This is a genomic window from Caulobacter sp. KR2-114 (genome assembly GCF_049446115.1).
GTDB lineage: Bacteria > Pseudomonadota > Alphaproteobacteria > Caulobacterales > Caulobacteraceae > Acaudatibacter.
Window position 1 is genome coordinate 638,936 of record NZ_JBMSEC010000002.1, and the last position, 18,293, is coordinate 657,228.

At 68.5% G+C, this 18,293-nt stretch carries 10 protein-coding genes; 6 read left to right on the top strand and 4 right to left on the bottom strand.

Translation table 11 applies throughout. The annotated features are described in order from the left end of the window. The first annotated feature begins 72 nt into the window (after positions 1-72). The 3 genes from ACO2Q3_RS09205 to ACO2Q3_RS09215 all read left to right on the top strand — a co-directional run bounded on the left by ACO2Q3_RS09205 (position 73) and on the right by ACO2Q3_RS09215 (position 7,084). Positions 73-4,944 carry a hypothetical protein gene (locus tag ACO2Q3_RS09205; protein WP_423306265.1) on the top strand — a complete coding sequence of 1,624 codons (4,872 nt, stop codon included), beginning with the start codon at positions 73-75 and terminating at the stop codon, positions 4,942-4,944. Next, entirely contained in the window at positions 4,941-6,347 is a 1,407-nt protein-coding gene (locus ACO2Q3_RS09210; protein WP_423306266.1) for a hypothetical protein, read from the top strand. Before ACO2Q3_RS09205 ends, ACO2Q3_RS09210 begins: the two co-directional genes overlap by 4 nt. Positions 6,348-6,601: 254 nt before the next feature. Next, positions 6,602-7,084, top strand: coding sequence for a DUF1203 domain-containing protein (locus ACO2Q3_RS09215; protein WP_423306267.1), 483 nt, complete (start codon positions 6,602-6,604; stop codon positions 7,082-7,084). A gap of 72 nt (positions 7,085-7,156) precedes the next feature. Here the strand turns inward: ACO2Q3_RS09215 and ACO2Q3_RS09220 are convergent, their stop codons facing one another. The 3 genes from ACO2Q3_RS09220 to ACO2Q3_RS09230 all read right to left on the bottom strand — a co-directional run bounded on the left by ACO2Q3_RS09220 (position 7,157) and on the right by ACO2Q3_RS09230 (position 12,561). Beyond that, positions 7,157-9,277 carry a prolyl oligopeptidase family serine peptidase gene (locus ACO2Q3_RS09220; RefSeq protein WP_423306268.1) on the bottom strand — a complete coding sequence of 707 codons (2,121 nt, stop codon included), beginning with the start codon at positions 9,275-9,277 and terminating at the stop codon, positions 7,157-7,159. A 99-nt stretch (positions 9,278-9,376) separates the two neighbouring features. Continuing rightward, positions 9,377-11,188, bottom strand: coding sequence for an ATP-binding protein (locus tag ACO2Q3_RS09225; protein ID WP_423306269.1), 1,812 nt, complete (start codon positions 11,186-11,188; stop codon positions 9,377-9,379). Positions 11,189-11,292: 104 nt separating this feature from the next. After that, positions 11,293-12,561, bottom strand: coding sequence for an MFS transporter (locus tag ACO2Q3_RS09230; RefSeq protein ID WP_423306270.1), 1,269 nt, complete (start codon positions 12,559-12,561; stop codon positions 11,293-11,295). A gap of 257 nt (positions 12,562-12,818) precedes the next feature. Here ACO2Q3_RS09230 and uvrA point away from each other — a divergent pair, with 257 nt between their 5' ends. The 3 genes from uvrA to ACO2Q3_RS09245 all read left to right on the top strand — a co-directional run bounded on the left by uvrA (position 12,819) and on the right by ACO2Q3_RS09245 (position 17,445). Next, a complete protein-coding gene (gene uvrA, locus ACO2Q3_RS09235; protein WP_423306271.1) occupies positions 12,819-15,734 on the top strand; it encodes an excinuclease ABC subunit UvrA in 2,916 nt (971 codons plus the stop codon). A gap of 211 nt (positions 15,735-15,945) precedes the next feature. Then, positions 15,946-16,758 (top strand): nucleotidyltransferase domain-containing protein, encoded by an 813-nt coding sequence (locus ACO2Q3_RS09240; RefSeq protein ID WP_423306272.1) that lies wholly within the window; start codon positions 15,946-15,948, stop codon positions 16,756-16,758. A 72-nt stretch (positions 16,759-16,830) separates the two neighbouring features. Continuing rightward, complete coding sequence (locus ACO2Q3_RS09245) at positions 16,831-17,445, top strand: glutathione S-transferase family protein (RefSeq protein WP_423306273.1); 615 nt, start codon at positions 16,831-16,833, stop codon at positions 17,443-17,445. 7 nt (positions 17,446-17,452) lie between these two features. Here ACO2Q3_RS09245 and ACO2Q3_RS09250 read toward each other — a convergent pair whose 3' ends face one another. Further along, positions 17,453-18,292: a hypothetical protein gene (locus tag ACO2Q3_RS09250; protein WP_423306274.1), complete on the bottom strand. Its 840-nt coding sequence runs from the start codon at positions 18,290-18,292 to the stop codon at positions 17,453-17,455. Between the last annotated feature and the right edge of the window lies 1 nt (position 18,293).

Consider the following 18,293-nt stretch of genomic DNA (forward strand, 5'->3'; position numbering starts at 1 on the left):
TTAAGGTTGTGGTTAGCGCGGCGAACGCCGATATCAACAGCCCCCGCTCAAGCTTAGCATTGAAAGCCAACCTTGTCCGATAGGCCGCCCAACAAGCCCCAAACCGACCGCGTCGGCGGAGGTGGGGCCGCAACGAGCGCTGGCATTCGTTTCGAGCAGCAGCTCGGAGCTCTAATCTCGTCATGGATTTTGGCAGGCGACCGGTTCGACGAGAGCTTTCAGCTTGGCGCCGCGACCCCGGAATGGGTGCGTTTCGAGACCGAAGCGCCGATCGATGATCTGCTGGTCAAGACGAGTGATGGCGGGTTCGTTGCCATCCAGGCGAAGACGACGGCGACCCTGAGCGATGACGTCGGCTCGCCGCTCGGCAAGACAGTAGCTCAGTTCGTGCGGCACTGGCTCGTGTCGAACCAGGGTGATGGCTCGATGGGGTGGAACCGCCCCCTCGACCCTGCCCGCGACCGCCTCGTGCTCGCCGTGAGCCCGCAGGCCTCGGCCCAGGTTAGAGATGACCTGCCGGCGGCCCTGCGCCTCGCCTCGCAGCCAGGTGGCGGCGCGCTGAATCAAGCTCAGCAAAGGGCCTATGAGGTGTTCACCACCCTCGTCGAGCGGGCCTGGAGGAGCATCACCAAGGCCCCCCTCGACGACGTACTGCTCGCAGACCTGTCCAAATTGGTGATGGTCTTTGTGTTCGATGGAGCGCGCGGCCCGGCCTTGGCTGGGGGATCGCTGGTCAAGGCTTTCGGAGCAGACTTCGACGCCAGCGCCGCTTTCACCGCGCTGACCGATCTTAGCGGCCGGCTGATGAAGGAGCGTGGAGGTGGTGATCTGGCCACCTGGCGGAATCTCCTGGCAGGCAACGGCATCGCTCTTGGCGCGGCGCCGGAATATCGCGACGACATCGAGGCTCTGAAACGGCACTCCAAACGCATCTCTGACGCGCTCGGCGCTTACGAGAAAATCGAGGTCGGTAGCGGCGCGCCGCTCACCCTCCAACGCGACTGCCAGCCCGCTGTCGAAGCCGCTGTGCGCAGCGGCCCGTTGCTCATCATCGGCGAACCCGGGGCCGGCAAGAGCGGCGTACTGAACGCCTTGGCGAAGACCCTGAGCGCGTCCGGTGCCGACGTGCTGGAACTTGCCGTTGATCGGTACTCGGTCGAGAGCTTGGAAGGTCTTTCGCTTGAGCTGGGACTGAAGCGCCCGCTGTTGGAGGTGCTGGAGGCATGGGACGGCACCGACCCAGCCTACCTCGTCGTGGACGCTCTGGACGCGACCCGAGGCGGTCGCGGGGAAGGTGTGTTTCGATCGCTCATCGAACGGGTCCTGGAGCTGAAGGGGCGTTGGAACGTCGTCGCCTCGATCCGCAACTTTGACCTGCGCATGGGGCAGCAGTTCCGCGCCTTGTTCAAAGGTACGCCGCCGGAGCGTTCGCTGGCCGACCCGACGTTTGCTGGCGTCCGGCACATCCAGGTGCCGCCCTGGTCGGAGGCGGAGTTCGACCAACTCCTCCGTCAGGCGCCTGCGCTAGCCGCCTGTCTCGCGGAAGCGCCTGCCCGCCTGCGCGATCTGGCGATGGTGCCTTTCAACACGCGCCTGCTCAGCGAACTAGTCACCGGCGGCGCCGTTGGCGGCCTCGACCTGGTGTCGTCTCAAGCCGATCTGCTGCGCCTCTATTGGGAACATCGCGTCGGCGGCCACGGGCTGCCGGCCAGGACCAGCCTGACCCGCGTGGTGCAGCTCATGGTTCAGGCGAGAGCGCTTCGCGCCCCGGCGGTGCAAGCGGCGGGCAACGATCCGGCTACGATCGACACTCTCTGCAAGGAGGGTGTCCTTGTCGTCGTTGACGGCGACCGCTGGGTGCAATTCCGCCACCACCTACTCTTCGACTATGCCGCGGCACGCTTGGCGTTCGAGCCAAGCGACGTCGTCAGTGGGGCCTACCGGTTCAGCAAGGCTGAAGCCCTCGGCCTGATGCTCTCGCCAGCGTTGGGGTTTGTGCTGCGGGAGATTTGGGAGACCGAGACTGACCACGCCCGTTTCTGGATCGCGCTCGGCCACCTAATCAATGACGAAGACGGCGACCCGATCATCCGCAGCACGGCCGGCCGGCTTGGCGCCGAGTTTCCGGCTGCTGCTGAGGACTGCCTTTGGCTAGGCGACCTGGCGATCTCCGGCGACGACACCGCCCCAAAGACCCTGTCGCATGTCAGCGGCGCCTTGGTCGTGCGGCTCGAAGACGAGAAGGGCGTTCTCCTCGAACCTTGGGCCTACCTAGCGGCGCGGATGGCTACCAATCCCGGGCCAGTCGCCGGGACGCTCCGCTTCCTGCTGCACAATCTGATCGAACGTATCAAGGACGGGCCCCTCACCCCGATGCTGGGCGAAGCGGCGCGCGCGCTTCTGGCCCACGGCTTGGTTCAACAGGAGGCCGGCTTCACCGTTCGGTCGGCGATCGGCTTTGTGATCGACACCTACGCCACGGACGTTGCGGCTTCCCGGGCGCTCCTTACGCAGCTCTTCACCCGCGAGCGGCTGGACGAGTTCGGCCACGAGGAAGTGCCAACGGTCTGTTACAAGATCGCCGCCGTCGGCGTGGCCGATCCGGAGTTCGTCACCGACATCTACCGTGTTGTCTTCGACTATGAGGTGACCGCGGATCGGCAGACGCGGCTCGGCCAGAGCCAGATTCTCAACCTGACCTCCAACGCGCGCCAGGACTACGGCATGGCGCGGTGGTCCCTCGGCGAGTATCTGCCGCAGTTCCTTGAGCGCCAACCGCGCGCCGCTGTGAAAGCGGTCGTCGCCGCAGTCGAAGGCTACGTTGGCCGCGAGCATCCCGTTAGCGAGGACGCGCTCGACATTCAGCTCGACGTCAACGAACGCGCGATCCGCCTGCGGGAGGATCGCAGCTACATCTGGGCGCATGACCCAGACGATCAGTATGACCGGGATGCGGGAAGCTTGGTGTCGAAGCTTCGGACCCGGCTTCGGGACGCGCCGGAGCCCGACGCCGCCAACCTGACCGATCTCCTGATCGAGGAAGCTGCATCGGCGATCTTCTGGTCCCGAATGTTCCTGTGCGCCGTCGAGCGTGGTGACAGCCTCATTGACCAGCTCTGGCCTTTCGCGGCGAGCGAGCCGTTCCTCGTCCTTCCCGACACCCGAAAGGACGCTGTCGATGTGGTCGCCGCTGGCTTCGGACGCCGGTCCCTAGAGGAACGGGAAGCCTTTGAGCGTGCAGCGCTAGGCTTCGACTTCGAGCGCTTCACCTACCGCGACGACGCTCGCCGGGGCTTCTTGGAGCGCGTCTTCACCGCGATTGGCCGGGACAATTTGGCGACCGGCGACGCTCGCGAGATCGTCGACGCCAAGGCGCAGGATGTAGCCGCCGACAATGAGCGCCTTTTTGTCATCCACTCCAGCGTCGGCGCCGCGGATGACTTCCACTGGATCGAGAACCTCGATCGCACAGCGCCGGAAAACGCTCCGGTCGTCGCCGCGCTCAATGCTGCCAAGACCCAGTTGCGCCTGGAGCCCGGTTCCGACGAAACGCCCACGGCCTCTTTAACGGAGGCGCTCGCCCGTCTTGTCGCCATCCGGACGGCGCTGGCCGCGGATGCGCCCGACGCCGGTTTGCGGCGGCACGCCGAGGCGATCATCGGTCAGGGCTGTCATGTCATCGTGTCGCGCAAGCTGCTCGCTACCAATCCCGCGCCTACCCCGGATCAGGACGCCCTGTTCCTCGAACTGTGGACGATCGCTGCTCAATCCGAAAACCCGGAAATCGACGACACCACGGAGGAGCGGTTCGAGGAGTCCGCCTCCTGGGGCGGCCCAGCAGCACGGGTCGAGGCCGCCGAGGCCGCGTTCGATCTCGTCTATCAGCGCCCTGATCTCTACCCCGTCATCTATCCGTTGGCTGAGCCCCTGCTGACCGACCCACACCCGGCGGTTCGGCTGAACGCCGCCGTGCGGATCGGGCGCATCTGGGACATCGACCGTGAGCACTTCTGGCAGCTCATCACGCAGGTGCTGGCCAACGAGCAAAATCTGACAGTCATCGAGCAAGTGCTCGGCAACCTGGTCTCGCGATTGATCCATTCGGAGCAGCCGCGGACGGTGACCCTGCTGCTGGCGCTGCTGCACCGTGAGCCCGCCGGATCAGACCGGGCGCGTCGCGTACACAAAGCCATCGCCGACAAGCTGAGCGTCCTTTGGGTCACCTATCAGTCGCGGGAAGCCAAAGCGGTCCTTGATGGCTGGCTTGCAGCGCCGTGGGAGCACCCCGACGAAGCGCGGACAATTCTCACGACTTTGCGCAGCGCGGTCGTGGCCGGAATTGGCGACGACGCCGACAAGGACGCGGGTCTTCGACAGAGGTCTCAAGCGCTAGTGTCCGCCATCGTGGATGCTGCGAACGCCCGCCTCGCGGTGCACATGGCCGCGCCCAACCTAGATGACGCCCAGACCAAAGAGGCGCGTGAGTGCGCCCACCTGATCGACATCGCCGGCAACGAAATGTACTTCGCGACCGGCGAAGCGGCCGGCAAGCGGGATAGCCATCCTGAGCACGGCCATGCTGGCCTCGACGTGTTCTTCCGTGAGAACGCCGATCTACTCAAACGGATCGGCACCTACGCGACGCCCCACACCACCTATTACCTGCTGCAACTCGTCGAGCGGCTGGTGGACGTGGACCCCGCCGGCGCCTTCGATCTGGCGGCCAGCTCCCTGCGGGCCGGCCGCAAGTCGGGCTATCAGTACGAGTCACTCGGCGTCGATCTGCTCGTCAAGCTGGTCGGTGTCTTCCTCGCCGACCACAAGGAAATCTTCGAGGATGCCGATCGCCGAGCCGCGCTCGTCGATTGCCTGGAGACTTTTCTGGAAGCGGGATGGCCGGCGGCGCGCCGTCTGCTCTATCGACTGCCCGAACTCATCCAGTGAACCGGGCCACGCTGCTCAACCTGTTCAAACAAGGCCTCGGCGATCTGCTGGAGGCGATCGACCACGCGTTGGCGAAGCCCAACCGCGATCCTTATGCGGAAGCCGATCCCGAGCGACGCCCGCATGAACACGATACGCGCCTGCTCTTCGTCGATGAGCTGTTAGGCCATCTCGGCTGGAAGCGCGGGGCCGGCGGCAACGTGTTGGAGGAGGCTCGTCTCCAAGACGCCACCACGAAGTTCATGGACTACGTCGGCGTCGTCGATATCGCGGGCAAGCCGCTGCTGTTGGTCGAAGCGAAAGCCTGGGACAAACCCTTCGTCTCAGCGCGCGCGGGGGGCGCGTTCGAAAGCGAAGCCGACCTAATCGTGGCTGCTATCCAACATGTGCGGGATGGAAAATCCGAAGACACCTCGCCTGCAATCGCCGAATGGCACAAATATCTTCGCCAGGTCGAAGGCTATGTCCGCACCCTCAAAGAGCAATACGGACACGACCTTCCGAGGGCGATGATCATCAGCGGCGAATGGCTGGTGGTGTTCAAGCGTCCGGGCGAGACCTTTCTCGGCGTGGCGGTTCCCGACGACATCGCCGTCTATCGGCGCGAGGAGTTCACTGCCCAGGCGGGGGAGATATTCAAGCTTCTCCATCGCTCATCGCTGACGCAAGACGCCCCGATCCCCTTGCGCCCCACGCAGCTTCGGCAGTTCGTCGAGCTGGCGGATGTCGCGGGCGCCTTTCGAGGCGTGCATGTTCACTACAATCACAAGGCCGCCAGCAGCCTCTTCGCGCCCCGCCCGCGCATCTCGATTTATCCGGCGACCTTCGTGATCCGCAAGGACGACGTCATCTACACGGTCATCGACAACGACACGCCCGTGGATCTGGACTACGAGCGCGACGACGCGGGGGGTGAAAGCCTTACCGCGCACCTGCACACGATCGATGCAAGAAGCACCGCGCTTCTCGCCGCGTGCGCCCATGAGGTCGGCGGGGCGCTGCCAATCCCGCCTCTGGCGACCTTTCCCGGCTTTCCGAGCGACGCCATGGCGAAGACGTTCGTCGGTGACCTCGCCGCAGCGAACCATTGGCTCGTCGCAACAGGCGACTCTTCCCATTTTCTGCTCGAAGAGCCGCGAGTTGCGGACTGCCGCTTCCACACCTGGGCCGACTGCGGCGCGGATGCGATCGGGCAATCCGCTGTCAGCGTTCGCTCGGTGGAGCTGCGCGCTTTCTTCATCGACACCCAGCGGCACCACTGCGCGCATCAGGTTGTCCAGGACCGCCGGGCGGGCAAATGCCTGATCGATCCGATCGACAGCAGGACCTGCTGTCAGGTTTGCGTCTTCCTCGACCACTGCTGGACGCCAGCAGAGAAGGCGGATTTGCCCTGCGGTCAGTGACTTGTGGCGTGCCGGCGAAGCTTCGCGTGCGGCCGCAAAGCAGACCTTTCCAGTTTCGGGGAAGAGTCAGGTTCCGCCATTGAGCCTTGACCGCATGTTTCGGCCTGGTTCGGGACGCCAAGGGGGCCCGGAAGCAGAAGCTCCCAAGGACCGCAAGGAGCCCACTGCAGACACCCCACCTCCCCGCAAGAACCGGGTGGGCGCGGCGCCGCCGCCGCGCCGATGATGCCCTCATCGGAAATGGAGGTTGCATCATGTCGTATGTGGTTTCGGGGCTGCCGGCGGAGCCGTTTCAGGGGCTGGCCGGGCTCGACGACGCCGCCCTGGCGACGCGGCAGGCGCGGCGGGTGATCGCCGGGGCGGAGGGGCGCTATCCGTGCCGGATCACGCTCGAGGACGCGCCGGCGGGCGAGGCGTTGCTGCTGGTGAACTATCGGCATCAGGACGCCGACACGCCGTACCGGTCGGACTATGCGATCTATGTGCGCGAGGGCGCGCTGGAGCAGGCCGGAACGGTGCGGCGGTTCGCCGGCGAGCTGCCGCCGGTGCTGAAGGACCGGGCGGTGGCGCTGCGCGCCTTCGCACCGGACGGGATGCTGCTGGGGGCCGAGCTGGTGGCCGCCGGCGCGGATCTGGAGGCGGCGATCGAACGGGGCCTCGGGCAGGCCGACGTGGCCTATCTGCATGCACACAATGCGGCCTACGGCTGCTTCGCGGCGCGGATCGACCGCGGCTAGCCAGGCGGCGCGAGCCGAGGGGCGCCGGCAGCGCCCCTCACCTTCCCACGGGACGCGGCGACTTCGGGAGGTTCAGGGCGCTCCGGAGGCGGAATCGGCGCCCGCCGGCGGCGCGTTACCGGTCCAGCGGCCCATCCAGCCGCCCACCACCCGGTACCATTCCACCGAGTTCTGCGGCTTCAGCACCCAGTGGTTCTCGTCCGGGAAGTACAGCAGCTGGCTGGGTACACCCTTGCGCTGGGCGGCGGTGAAGGCGCCCAGGCCCTGGTCGATCGGCACGCGGTAGTCGCGCCCGCCGTGCACCACCAGGATCGGCGTCTTCCACTCGCCGATGCGCGCGGCCGGGTTGAAGGCCTCGTACTGCGCCGCGTGCTCCCAGCCAAAGCCGCCGGTCTCGTGTTCGGCGAAGCCGGGGATGTCGGTGGAATAGGCCATCGAGCGGGTGTCGAACACGCCGTCGTGGTCGACCAGGCATTTCCAGGGGCCGTTCCAGGCGCTGGCGATCCAGGCGATCATGTAGCCGCCGTACGAGCCGCCCAGGGCGCAGGCGTGGTCGCCGTCCAGCCAGGGGTAGCGGCTCAGCGCCGCCGTCCAGCCCTTCTGCAGGTCCTCCAGCGGCCGGTCGCCCCAGTGCTCGACGATGGAGCGGGCGAAGGCCTCGCCGTAGCCGGACGAGCCGTGGAAATCGACCATCACCACCGCATAGCCCATCCCCGCCCACACCTGCGGGTTCCAGCGATAGGACCAGGCGTCGCCGAACGTGCCGTGCGGCCCGCCGTGGATCAGGAAGGCGACCGGGTACTTGCGCCCCTCCTGGAAGCCATAGGGCTTGACCACGTAGCCGTGCACGGCCTCGCCGTTCCAGCCGGGGAAGCTGAACGCCTCGTAGGGCGACATCGGCGTGGCGGCCATCTGGGCGGCGTTGGCGTCGGTCAGCCGGCGCGGCGGCCCGGCCCGGGCCAGGTCGTAGAGCTGGGCGCCCGAGACCAGGCTGTCGCGGCTGAACACCACCCGCGCGCCGGCGACGCTGACCTCGCCCACGTGGCCGACGTCGGTGAGCGCCGTCACCTTGCCCGACGCGGGGTCGATGGAGACCAGACGCTCCAGGCCCGTGTCGCCGACGGTGGCGTACAGGCTGCGGCCGTCCGGGGCCCAGGCCAGGGTGTCGGCCGAGCGGTCGTAGCCGGGATCGGCCTCCTTCACGGCGCCGGACTTCAGGTCCAGCACATAGACCCCGGCGCGCACGTCCTCGCCCCCCTGCCCTTGCTTGCCGATGAAGGCCAGGCGCTGGCCGTCCGGCGACGGGGTGGGATTGGAATAGGAGCCCTTGGCCGCCGGGCTGATCATCACCGGCGCCGCCGAGCCGTCCGCGGGGACCTTGTAAAGGTGCGTCTCCTCGCTGACGCCCCAGGCGTCGCCGGGGGCCAGGGCGGAGAACACCACGCTGCGGCCGCCGTCCACGAACACGAAGTCGGTGTCGTCGCCGAACGGCCGCGTCGGGCTGTCGGCGTCGAAGCCCTTCATCAGCGGAACCGGCGGCGTGGACGCCGCGCCGCTGGCGTCCAGCGCCAGGGCGAACAGGTGCGCCTGGGTTCCCGCCAGCCAGTTGTCCCACACCACGAACGGCAGGTGGGCGTAGGTCGAGCCGGAGACCCCGCCGGCCTTGCGCTCGTCCAGGCGCGCGCGGGTGCAGGCCAGGTCGGCGCAGTCGGGGAACACCTCGGCGGCGACCACCAGGCTCCTGCCGTCGGGGGCGAGGCGGTAGGCGGCGACGTCCAGCGGCAGGCTGGTCACGGCGATCGCCTCGGCGCCGTCGCTGTCGGTGCGCCAGACCTGCTGGCTGCCGGTGCGGCTGGACAGGAAATAGAGGTAGCGGCCGTCGGCCGACCAGCGGGGGCTGGAGGCGCCCTTGGCCGAGACCGCCAGCTTGCGCGGCGCCATGGCCGGCGTGCGGCTGTCCAGGATCCACAGGCTGTGCTCGCCCTTGTTGCCCTTCCAGTCGGTGGCGCGCACGTCCCACACCAGAAAGCGGCCGTCAGGCGACAGGCGCGGATCGGACACCCGGTCCATCATCGCCATGTCCCGGGCGGTGAACCGGCGGGGCGCGGCCGGGGCGGCGGCGGCGAAGCTCGCCGTCGCGGCGGCCAGGCCCGCCGTCAGTGCAAACACCATCGCCAGACTGCGCAAGATCATTCCCCCAACGGACAGTCCGGCGACGATAGCGTCGCCGTGCGGGCGGGGTAAACCGTCGGATGTGTGTCGCCGCGGGCGCCGCCGGCCGCGGACCGCCCGTCAGGCCGCGCGGCTGTCGGCCTGGGCGCCGGCTTCGACCGCGCGGGCGATGGCGGCGAACAGTTGCGCCACCTGGATCGGCTTGGCCACGAAGTCGGTCATCCCGGCCTCGCGATAACCCTGCACCTGGTGGTCCAGGGCGTTGGCGGTCAGGGCGATGATCGGCGCCGGCCGCCGGCCGATCTCGGCCTCGCGCAGGCGGATGCGGCGGGTGGCGGCCAGGCCGTCCATCACCGGCATCTGGACGTCCATCAGGATCAGGTCCCAGGCCTCGGCCTCCCACGCCGCGAGCGCCGCCTGGCCGTCGGCCACCAGCACCGGCTCCAGCCCCGCCTGCGCCAGCAGCGTCTTCAGCACCATCTGGTTCACCGCATTGTCCTCGGCGGCCAGGATGCGCAGCGCCCGGCCTTCGACGGGCTGGCTGTCCCCCGCCGCCGCGCCGGGCGGCTCCAGCCGGCCGCGCGCCAGCGGGAGTTCGACGGTGAAGCGGCTGCCCGCCCCCGGCGCGCTCTCGACCTCGATCCGGCCGCCCATGGCGCGGCAGAGCTGGCGGCAGATCGCCAGGCCCAGCCCGGCGCCGCCAAATCGCCGGGTCATCGAGGAGTCGGCCTGCACGAACTTGTCGAACAGGCGATCGACCTGTTCGGGGCTCATGCCGATGCCGGTGTCGCTGACGGTGATGCGCAGGCCCTCGTCGGTCGGCGCAAGGCGCACGCCGACGCCGCCCGCCGCGGTGAACTTCACCGCGTTGGAGGCCAGGTTGTAGAGGATCTGGCGCACACGCAGCGGGTCGCCGCGCCAGGCCCCGCCGGCCCCAGGCTCGACCACGAGCTCGAAGGCCAGTCCCTTGGCCCCCGCCAGCGGTTCGAACGCGCCCGCCAGGCCCAGGGCCAGGGCGTCCAGATCGAAGTCCAGCATCTCCAGCTCGAGCCGGCCGGCCTCGATCTTCGACAGGTCCAGGATGTCGTTGAGGATCGCCAGCAGCATCTCGCCGGATTCGCCGATCACCTTCAGCTGCGCCTGCTGGCCGCCGGTCAGCGGCTCGGCGCGCAGGGCCTGCACCATGCCCAGCACGCCGTTCAGCGGGGTGCGGATCTCGTGGCTCATGGTCGCCAGGAAGGCGCTCTTGGCCTCGTTCGCCGCGTCGGCCGCCCGCAGCGCCCCCTCGACGGTCTGGCGTCCCACATAGGCCTTGCGGATGTGGAATTCCTGGACATAGCCCGAGAACATCCCGACCCCGGCCGCCATGCACAGGAAGAAGTCGTTGCTGATCAGCAGCGGCCGCGGGATCGGGTTCAGCCACAGCGCCGCCACCTGGTAGCTGGCCACCAGGAACAGGGTGATCAACACCGAATAGTGGAACTTCAGGCGGATCAGGCTGCCGCAGTAGATCACCACCATGATCACGCCGGCATAGTACTGGCTGTTGAACGGGGGCGGCATGATCGCCGTCATCGCCACCACGCCCAGGCCCGACGCCAGCATGGCCGTGGACAGGGCGAGCTGGCCGAAGCGCTGGAACCACGGCAGGAAGGTGGCGACAAATATGCCGAACAGGATCGGGCAGACCACGCCATAGCGGATCGCCAGCATCTCGCCGGTCGCATAGCCGCCGGCGATCACGTCCAGGATGCCGAAGCTGAAGTACAGCACCGCGCCGGCCACCAGGTAGGCTCGGATCGAGGTCAGGAAGTCGGCGAAGGCGCGCCGGGAGAATTCGGCCTCGGTCACGGGATCACGGAACCGCAGCCAGACGCGGTCCAGCGCAAAATCCGGCGTGTCCGCCGAAGTCGCCTGAACGCCCGCCGTCATGCCTCGCCCGCGCCGCGCCTGCGCATCTCGCCCTCCGCACATCAAGACGAAGGCTATGGCCGGTGGCCTATGACCCAATTGCCAACCGGCTCTGCGGCCGTTGGTCACAGCGAAGCTTCGGGCGCTCCCCTCGGCGCCGGCCAGACGACGGGCGCCACGCGCGCCACGCCCAGCCCCCAGCCGATCACCCCCAGCAGGCTGACGGCGCCGGTGATGGCGAAGGGCCAGACGAAGCTTCCCGTGCGGTCGACCACCAGGCCGGTCAGCAGCGGCGCGACGATGCCGGCGATATTGCCGAGGCCGTTCTGCACCCCCATCCACTTGCCGGCCGCGCGCGGCCCGGCCAGCGTCTGGCCGATGGCGAAGATGTTCGGCGTGGTCATGCCGAAGAACAGGCCGGCCGCCAGCAGGCTGGCCAGGGCGCCCGTCGGCCCCGCCACGGCGCAGGCCGCCAGGCTGGCCGCCGCGCCCAGGTGGCCCGTGACCATGAAGGTCTTGCGCACCCGCGTGTCGCTGCCGCCGGCCCTCATCCAGCGGTCGCAGATCCAGCCGCACACCAGACAGCTGGCGGCGTAGACCAGGTAGATCGCGCCGCCGATCCCGGCCATCTGCGCCACCGAGAAGCCCCGCGCCTTGACCAGGTAGGTCGGCAGCCAGCTGATCACGAAATACAGGGTGTAGTTGGCCGCGAAATGCCCCAGCGCGGCGCCCCACAGCGACGGCTGGCGCAGGATCGCCGCGAACGACGGCGCGCGCGCCGACCGCTGCGCCTGCGCCTGCCGGGCCACCCCGCCGGTGACGGCCAGCCAGGGGACCAGCCACAGCAGCGAGACGGCGCCGAAGATGAAGAAGCTGGGCCGCCAGCCGGCGCGGGCGATCAGCAGGCCGCCCAGCAGGGTGCCCACCGCCGGGCCGATCGCCAGGCCCGCGCCGATCAGGCCGTTGGCGTGGCCAAGCCGGTGGCTGGGCAGGAACTCGGCCAGCACCTTGGAGCTGCAGGGAAAGGCCACCGCCTCGCCCAGGCCCAGCAGCAGCCGCAGCGCCAGCAGCACCGCGAACGATCCCGCCAGGCCGCTGCCCAGGGTCGCCAGCGCCCAGAGGCCGAGGCCCAGGCTCAGGGCCCGGTAGGCGGTGATCTTCTCGGCCAGCCAGCCGGCCAGCACCTGGCCCGGCGCATACACCCAGAAGAACGCCGACAGCAGCAGCCCGACCTGGGTGTTGTTGAGTTTCAGCTGGTCCTTGATCAGCGGCGCGGCGGTGGCCAGGTTGCCGCGGTCGACGTAGTTGATGAACACCGCCAGCGCCATCAGCGCGACGATCGCCTGGGTGCGGCCTTCCGATATCGGTCGCCCGGCGACTGCCTGTGCGGTCATCGCCCGTTCCCCCGGCTGATCCCCTGCGCATGAGGCGACGCTGTTCGCCGGGCCGTCAAGCCTGCCTCGGGATCGGGCGCCGCGCGGCCATCGTCGTCCCCCGCCAAGCTGCTGACAGTTTCAGACGCGCAGGCGCGATAGTCTGCCGCTTGCGACGAGATGCGAAGGTTCTATATTCGTTCTCGCTGCGCCACCGACTCTCCGCACTAGATTAGGGGGCTGGTCCGCATCCCTGGGGCCGGTTTCGAGCGAGCAGAATGTCCGACCAATCCCGCTTCATCCGAGTGCGCGGCGCGCGTGAGCACAATCTGAAGGACGTCAGCGTGGATATTCCGCGCGGCGAGCTGGTGGTGCTGACCGGGCTGTCGGGATCGGGCAAGTCGTCCCTCGCCTTCGACACCATCTACGCCGAGGGCCAGCGCCGCTATGTCGAGAGCCTCTCGGCCTATGCGCGCCAGTTCCTGGAGCTGATGAGCAAGCCGGACGTGGACCTGATCGAGGGCCTGTCGCCGGCGATCTCCATCGAACAGAAGACCACCAGCCGCAACCCGCGCTCGACGGTGGGCACGGTGACCGAGATCCACGACTACATGCGCCTCCTGTGGGCGCGGGTGGGGATCCCGTACTCGCCGGCGACCGGCCTGCCGATCGAGAGCCAGACCGTCAGCCAGATGGTCGACAAGCTGACCGCCCTGCCGGAAGGCACGCGCCTCTACCTGCTGGCCCCCGTCGTGCGCCGCCGCAAGGGCGAGTACCGCAAGGAGATCGCCGCCTGGCAGAAGGCCGGCTTCCAGCGGCTGAAGATCGACGGCGAATTCTATCCGATCGAGGACGCCCCGGCGCTGGAGAAGACCTACAACCACGACATCGACGTGGTGGTGGACCGGCTGGTGACCAAGGCCGGGCTGGAGAGCCGCTACGCCGACAGCCTGGAGACCGCGCTGCGCCTGGCCGACGGCATCGCCGTGGCCGAGTGGGCGGAGGCTGCGCCGGGCGAGGCCGAGCCTCGGCGGCTGATCTTCTCCGAGAAGTTCGCCTGCCCGGTCAGCGGCTTCACCATCGCCGAGATCGAGCCGCGGCTGTTCTCGTTCAACAACCCGGCCGGCGCCTGCCCCGCCTGCGACGGCCTGGGCATGAAGCTGAAGTTCTCGGCCGACCTGGTGGTGCCGGACAAGGACAAGAGCCTGCACAAGGGCGCGGTGTCGCCCTGGGCCAAGGGCCCCTCGCCGCTCTACACCCAGACCCTGCAGGCGCTCTCGCGGCACTACGGCTTCTCGATGGACGAGCCGTGGTGGAAGCTGCCGGAGAAGGCCCGCGACGTGGTGCTGAACGGCTCCGGCGCCGACAAGATCAAGTTCGTCTACGACGACAACGCCCGCAAGTACGAGGTCAACAAGACCTTCGAGGGCGTGCTGCCGAACCTTGAGCGCCGCTGGCGCGAGACCGACTCCAGCTGGGTGCGCGAGGAACTGGCCCGCTACCAGTCCGAGACCCCGTGCGACACCTGCGGCGGCGCCCGCCTGAAGCCCGAGGCGCTGGCGGTGAAGATCGCCGGCAAGGACATCTCGCAGGTCTCCACCCTGGCCATCCGTCCGGCGCGCGACTGGTTCGCCGGGCTGGAGGATCAGCTGACCGAAAAGCAGATGGAGATCGCCCGGCGGATCCTGAAGGAGATCAACGACCGGCTGCGCTTCCTGGTGGACGTCGGGCTGGACTACCTGAATCTGTCGCGCGGCTCGGGCACCCTGTCGGGCGGCGAGAGTCAGCGCATCCGCCTCGCCAGCCAGATCGGCTCGGGCCTGACCGGCGTGCTGTACGTGCTCGACGAGCCGTCGATCGGCCTGCACCAGCGCGACAACACCCGCCTGCTGACCAGCCTCAAGGGCCTTCGCGACCTCGGCAACTCCGTGCTGGTGGTGGAGCACGACGAGGAGGCGATCCTCACCGCCGACTATGTGATCGACATGGGCCCGGCCGCTGGCATCCATGGCGGCGAGATCGTCGCCGAGGGCACCCCCGAGGAAGTGATGCGCAATCCGCGCAGCCTGACCGGCCAGTACCTGACCGGCATGCGCGCGATCGCCATCCCCGAGCAACGCCGGCCGATCTCCAAGAAGAAGGTGCTGCGGGTGATCGGCGCCACCGGCAACAACCTGAAGAACGTCACCGGCGAGATTCCGGTGGGCACCTTTACCTGCATCACCGGGGTGTCGGGCGGCGGCAAGTCCACCTTCACCATCGAGACCCTGTACAAGCAGGCCGCCCGGCGGCTGAACAACGCCTCCGACGCCCCCGCCCCGCACGAGCGGATCGAGGGGCTGGAGAACTTCGACAAGGTCATCGACATCGACCAGAGCCCGATCGGCCGCACCCCGCGCTCGAACCCGGCCACCTATACCGGCGCCTTCACCTCGATCCGCGACTGGTTCGCCGGCCTGCCGGAAGCCAAGGCGCGCGGCTACGGCCCCGGCCGGTTCAGCTTCAACGTCAAAGGCGGCCGCTGCGAGGCCTGCCAGGGCGATGGCCTGATCAAGATCGAGATGCACTTCCTGCCGGACGTCTACGTCACCTGCGACGTCTGCAAGGGCCAGCGCTACAACCGTGAGACCCTGGAAATCCTGTTCAAGGGCAAGAGTATAGCCCAGGTTCTTGACATGACGGTCGAGGAAGCGGCCGAGATGTTCAAGGCCGTTCCGCCGATCCGCGACAAGATGGAGACGCTCAAGCGCGTGGGGCTCGGCTATGTGAAGGTCGGGCAGCAGGCCACCACCCTGTCGGGCGGCGAGGCGCAGCGGGTCAAGCTCAGCAAGGAGCTGTCGCGGCGGGCCACAGGGCGCACCCTGTACATCCTCGACGAGCCGACCACCGGCCTGCACTTCGAGGACACCCGCAAGCTGCTGGAGGTGCTGCACGAGCTGGCCGACCAGGGCAACACGGTGGTGGTGATCGAGCACAACCTCGACGTGGTGAAGACCGCCGACTGGATCCTGGACTTCGGACCCGAAGGCGGCGACGGCGGCGGGGAGATCGTCGCCACCGGCAGCCCCGAGCAGATCATGGCCAACGAGGCCAGCTGGACCGGGCGCTACCTGAAGGAGCTGATGGAGCGCCATCCCGCCCACGCCACCGCCAAGCCGAAAGCCGCCAGGTCCAAGAAGCTGGAAAGCGCCTGAGGCTAGTTCCCTCCCCTTCCCTGGCCCTCTCCCCACATCGTGGGGAGAGGGTTGGGTGAGGGGCGGCCCCGCGTGACGGGTTCTTCCTGAAGGGCGCTGCAGGCGGCGCTGCCCCTCACCCAACCCTCTCCCCCTCCGGGGGCGAGGGCTAAGATTGGCCCAAGCGACGAAGGCGCGTACATCGTCGCCAGGAAAACCGAGGGAACCACCGATGGGCGCGGCGACGGAGAGCCAGCGGGCGCTGCTGGCGCGGCTGATCGAGGTGCTGGGCGAGGACGAGCGCATCGAGAGCGCCTGGCTAAGCGGCAGCTTCGGCAAGGGCGCCGGAGACGCCTGGAGCGACGTCGACGTCACTGCGGTGGTGGACGAGGAAGACCTGCCGCACTGCATCCGCGAATATGGCGGGGCGAAGACGCCTGTGGGCGACACCGTGCTGATCCAGACGGTGCACGGCCGGGTCGTCAGCGCGGTGCGCGGCGACTGGGAGCGCTACGACATCGTCTTCGTCACCCCGCAGGAGTTCAGAAGCCAGGACCGCACGAAGCTGCGGCCGCTGACGCTGGAGAGCCTGGACCTGGCGGCTGCCCCCTCCCCCGCCGAACCCCGCCCCTACCAGCCATCGGTCGACGCCCTGGAGGGGGCGATCAGGGAATTCCTCCGGGTGATGGGCCTGTTGCCGGTGGCCATCGGCCGCGAGGAATGGCTGGTCGGGGTCGAAGGCGTCGGCCTGCTGCGCAAGGCGCTGATCGAGATGATGTTCGAGGCCAACGGCATCGGCCGCGGCCAGCGCGGCGGGGCCAAGGCGGTGAACGCCTATCTGACGCCGGCCCAGCGCGCCGCGGTGGAGGCCGCGCCCCTGGGCGGGCCCAGCCGCGAGGCGATGATCGCCGCCAACCAGGCCCTGGCCGGCCTGTTCCTGCCGCTGGCGCGCGAGACCCTGGCCAAGGCCGGCGGGACCTGGCCCCAGGCGCTGGAGGACGCCACCCGCGCCCATCTCAAGCGCGTGCTCGATCTTGAGTTCTGAGGGTTCTGAACGCCGGCGCTTGACCGGCCGCGCCCGGCCGGGGCAACTGCCCTGAAAAAGGGGAGACCGCTCATGAAACTCTATGGCGCGCCGATGCCGGCGCCGAACCCGCGGCGCGTGCGCGTCTTCCTGGCCGAGAAGGGCATCGACCTGGCGGAGACGCCGGTCGACATGATGCAGCGCGAGCACAAGTCGCCCGAGCACCGGGCGCGCAACAGCCTGGGCCAGGTGCCGACCCTGGAGCTGGACGACGGGACCTGCATCTCCGAGACCGTCGCGATCTGCCGCTATTTCGAGGAACTGCACCCCGAGCCGGCGATGTTCGGCCGCACGGCGGTGGAGAAGGCCAACGTCGACATGTGGGTGCGGCGCATCGAGTTCCAGCTGATGATGCCGGTGGGCCAGTTCTGGCGCCACGCCCACCCGCGCACGGCGGCCCTGCTGACCCAGTACAAGGACTTCGGCGAGAGCAACAAGGACGCCTATTCCGGCGCCCAGAAGTGGCTGGACCGCGAACTGTCCGACGGCCGCCCGTTCATCGCCGGCCAGGACTATTCGATGGCCGACATCTGCGCCCTGTCGACGGTGGACTTCGCCCGCTGGATCGGCCTGCCGCTGGACGAGGACAAGCCGCACCTGAAGGCGTGGCACGACCGGGTGACGGCGCGGCCCAGCGCCAAGGCCTGAAGGCCGGTCAGGCGCTGGGGTGGGCGTCCGGATCGGGCGCCCACGACATGCCGTAGACGGTGGGACTGTCGTCGGCCAGGGCGCGGAAGCAATAGGCCTGGCAGGTCCCGATCAGGATCGAGGGCAGCATGAACACCGACCCCGCCAGCACCGCCTCGACTCCCACCATGACGAACAGCAGCAGCCGGCGCAGCAGGTCGAGGCTGCTGGGCAGGCTCTGCACGGCGTTGAACACGCCGAGCACCAGGTAGCCGAGCACCCCCAGCACGACCGTCGCGGCGAACCAGATCAGGAAGATGATCAGGTAGGCGGCGAGCAGCCGCCAGAACCGCCCGCGCGCCAGCGGCCAGTAGGCGCTGAGATGGAAGCGGCGCTCGGCGAAGGTTTCCGCGGCGATCAGCGACAGGCGGGTGCCCAGCCAGACCCCCAGGCAGCCGGTGAGCAGCGATCCGATCACCGCGACATAGCGGGTGACCGGGGTCTGCGTGGCCAGCAGCGGCGTGAACATGAAGAACAGCGCCCCGGCCAGGAAGCCGCCGACCAGGGGCACGAGGATGAAGGCGATGAACGAGAACAGGGCGTTGCGGAACTCGTCGAGCCCCAGGCGCAGGAAGAACCAGTCGTGCTCCTCAGGCCGCAGCACCGAGCGGAACACGGCCGTGGTGGTGACCACCCACACCAGCAGCAGGATGGCGATGAACACCAGGGCGAAGGGCCCGAAGCTCTGCACGATCAGGTTCCAGGTCCAGTCGACCCGGCCGCGGGTGAAGGCGTCGCCGTCGATCCGCGGCTTCAGCACGCTGATCGTCACCAGGGCGGCGGCCCACAGCAGGGTCCAGACGGCCACG

Bases quoted from the DNA above. Each gene is read 5' to 3' on its own strand.
- ACO2Q3_RS09215 (WP_423306267.1), top strand. From the start codon at position 6,602: ATGTCGTATGTGGTTTCGGGGCTGCCGGCGGAGCCGTTTCAGGGGCTG.
- ACO2Q3_RS09220 (WP_423306268.1), bottom strand. From the start codon at position 9,277: ATGATCTTGCGCAGTCTGGCGATGGTGTTTGCACTGACGGCGGGCCTG.
- ACO2Q3_RS09225 (WP_423306269.1), bottom strand. From the start codon at position 11,188: ATGACGGCGGGCGTTCAGGCGACTTCGGCGGACACGCCGGATTTTGCG.
- ACO2Q3_RS09230 (WP_423306270.1), bottom strand. From the start codon at position 12,561: ATGACCGCACAGGCAGTCGCCGGGCGACCGATATCGGAAGGCCGCACC.
- uvrA (WP_423306271.1), top strand. From the start codon at position 12,819: ATGTCCGACCAATCCCGCTTCATCCGAGTGCGCGGCGCGCGTGAGCAC.
- ACO2Q3_RS09240 (WP_423306272.1), top strand. From the start codon at position 15,946: ATGGGCGCGGCGACGGAGAGCCAGCGGGCGCTGCTGGCGCGGCTGATC.
- ACO2Q3_RS09245 (WP_423306273.1), top strand. From the start codon at position 16,831: ATGAAACTCTATGGCGCGCCGATGCCGGCGCCGAACCCGCGGCGCGTG.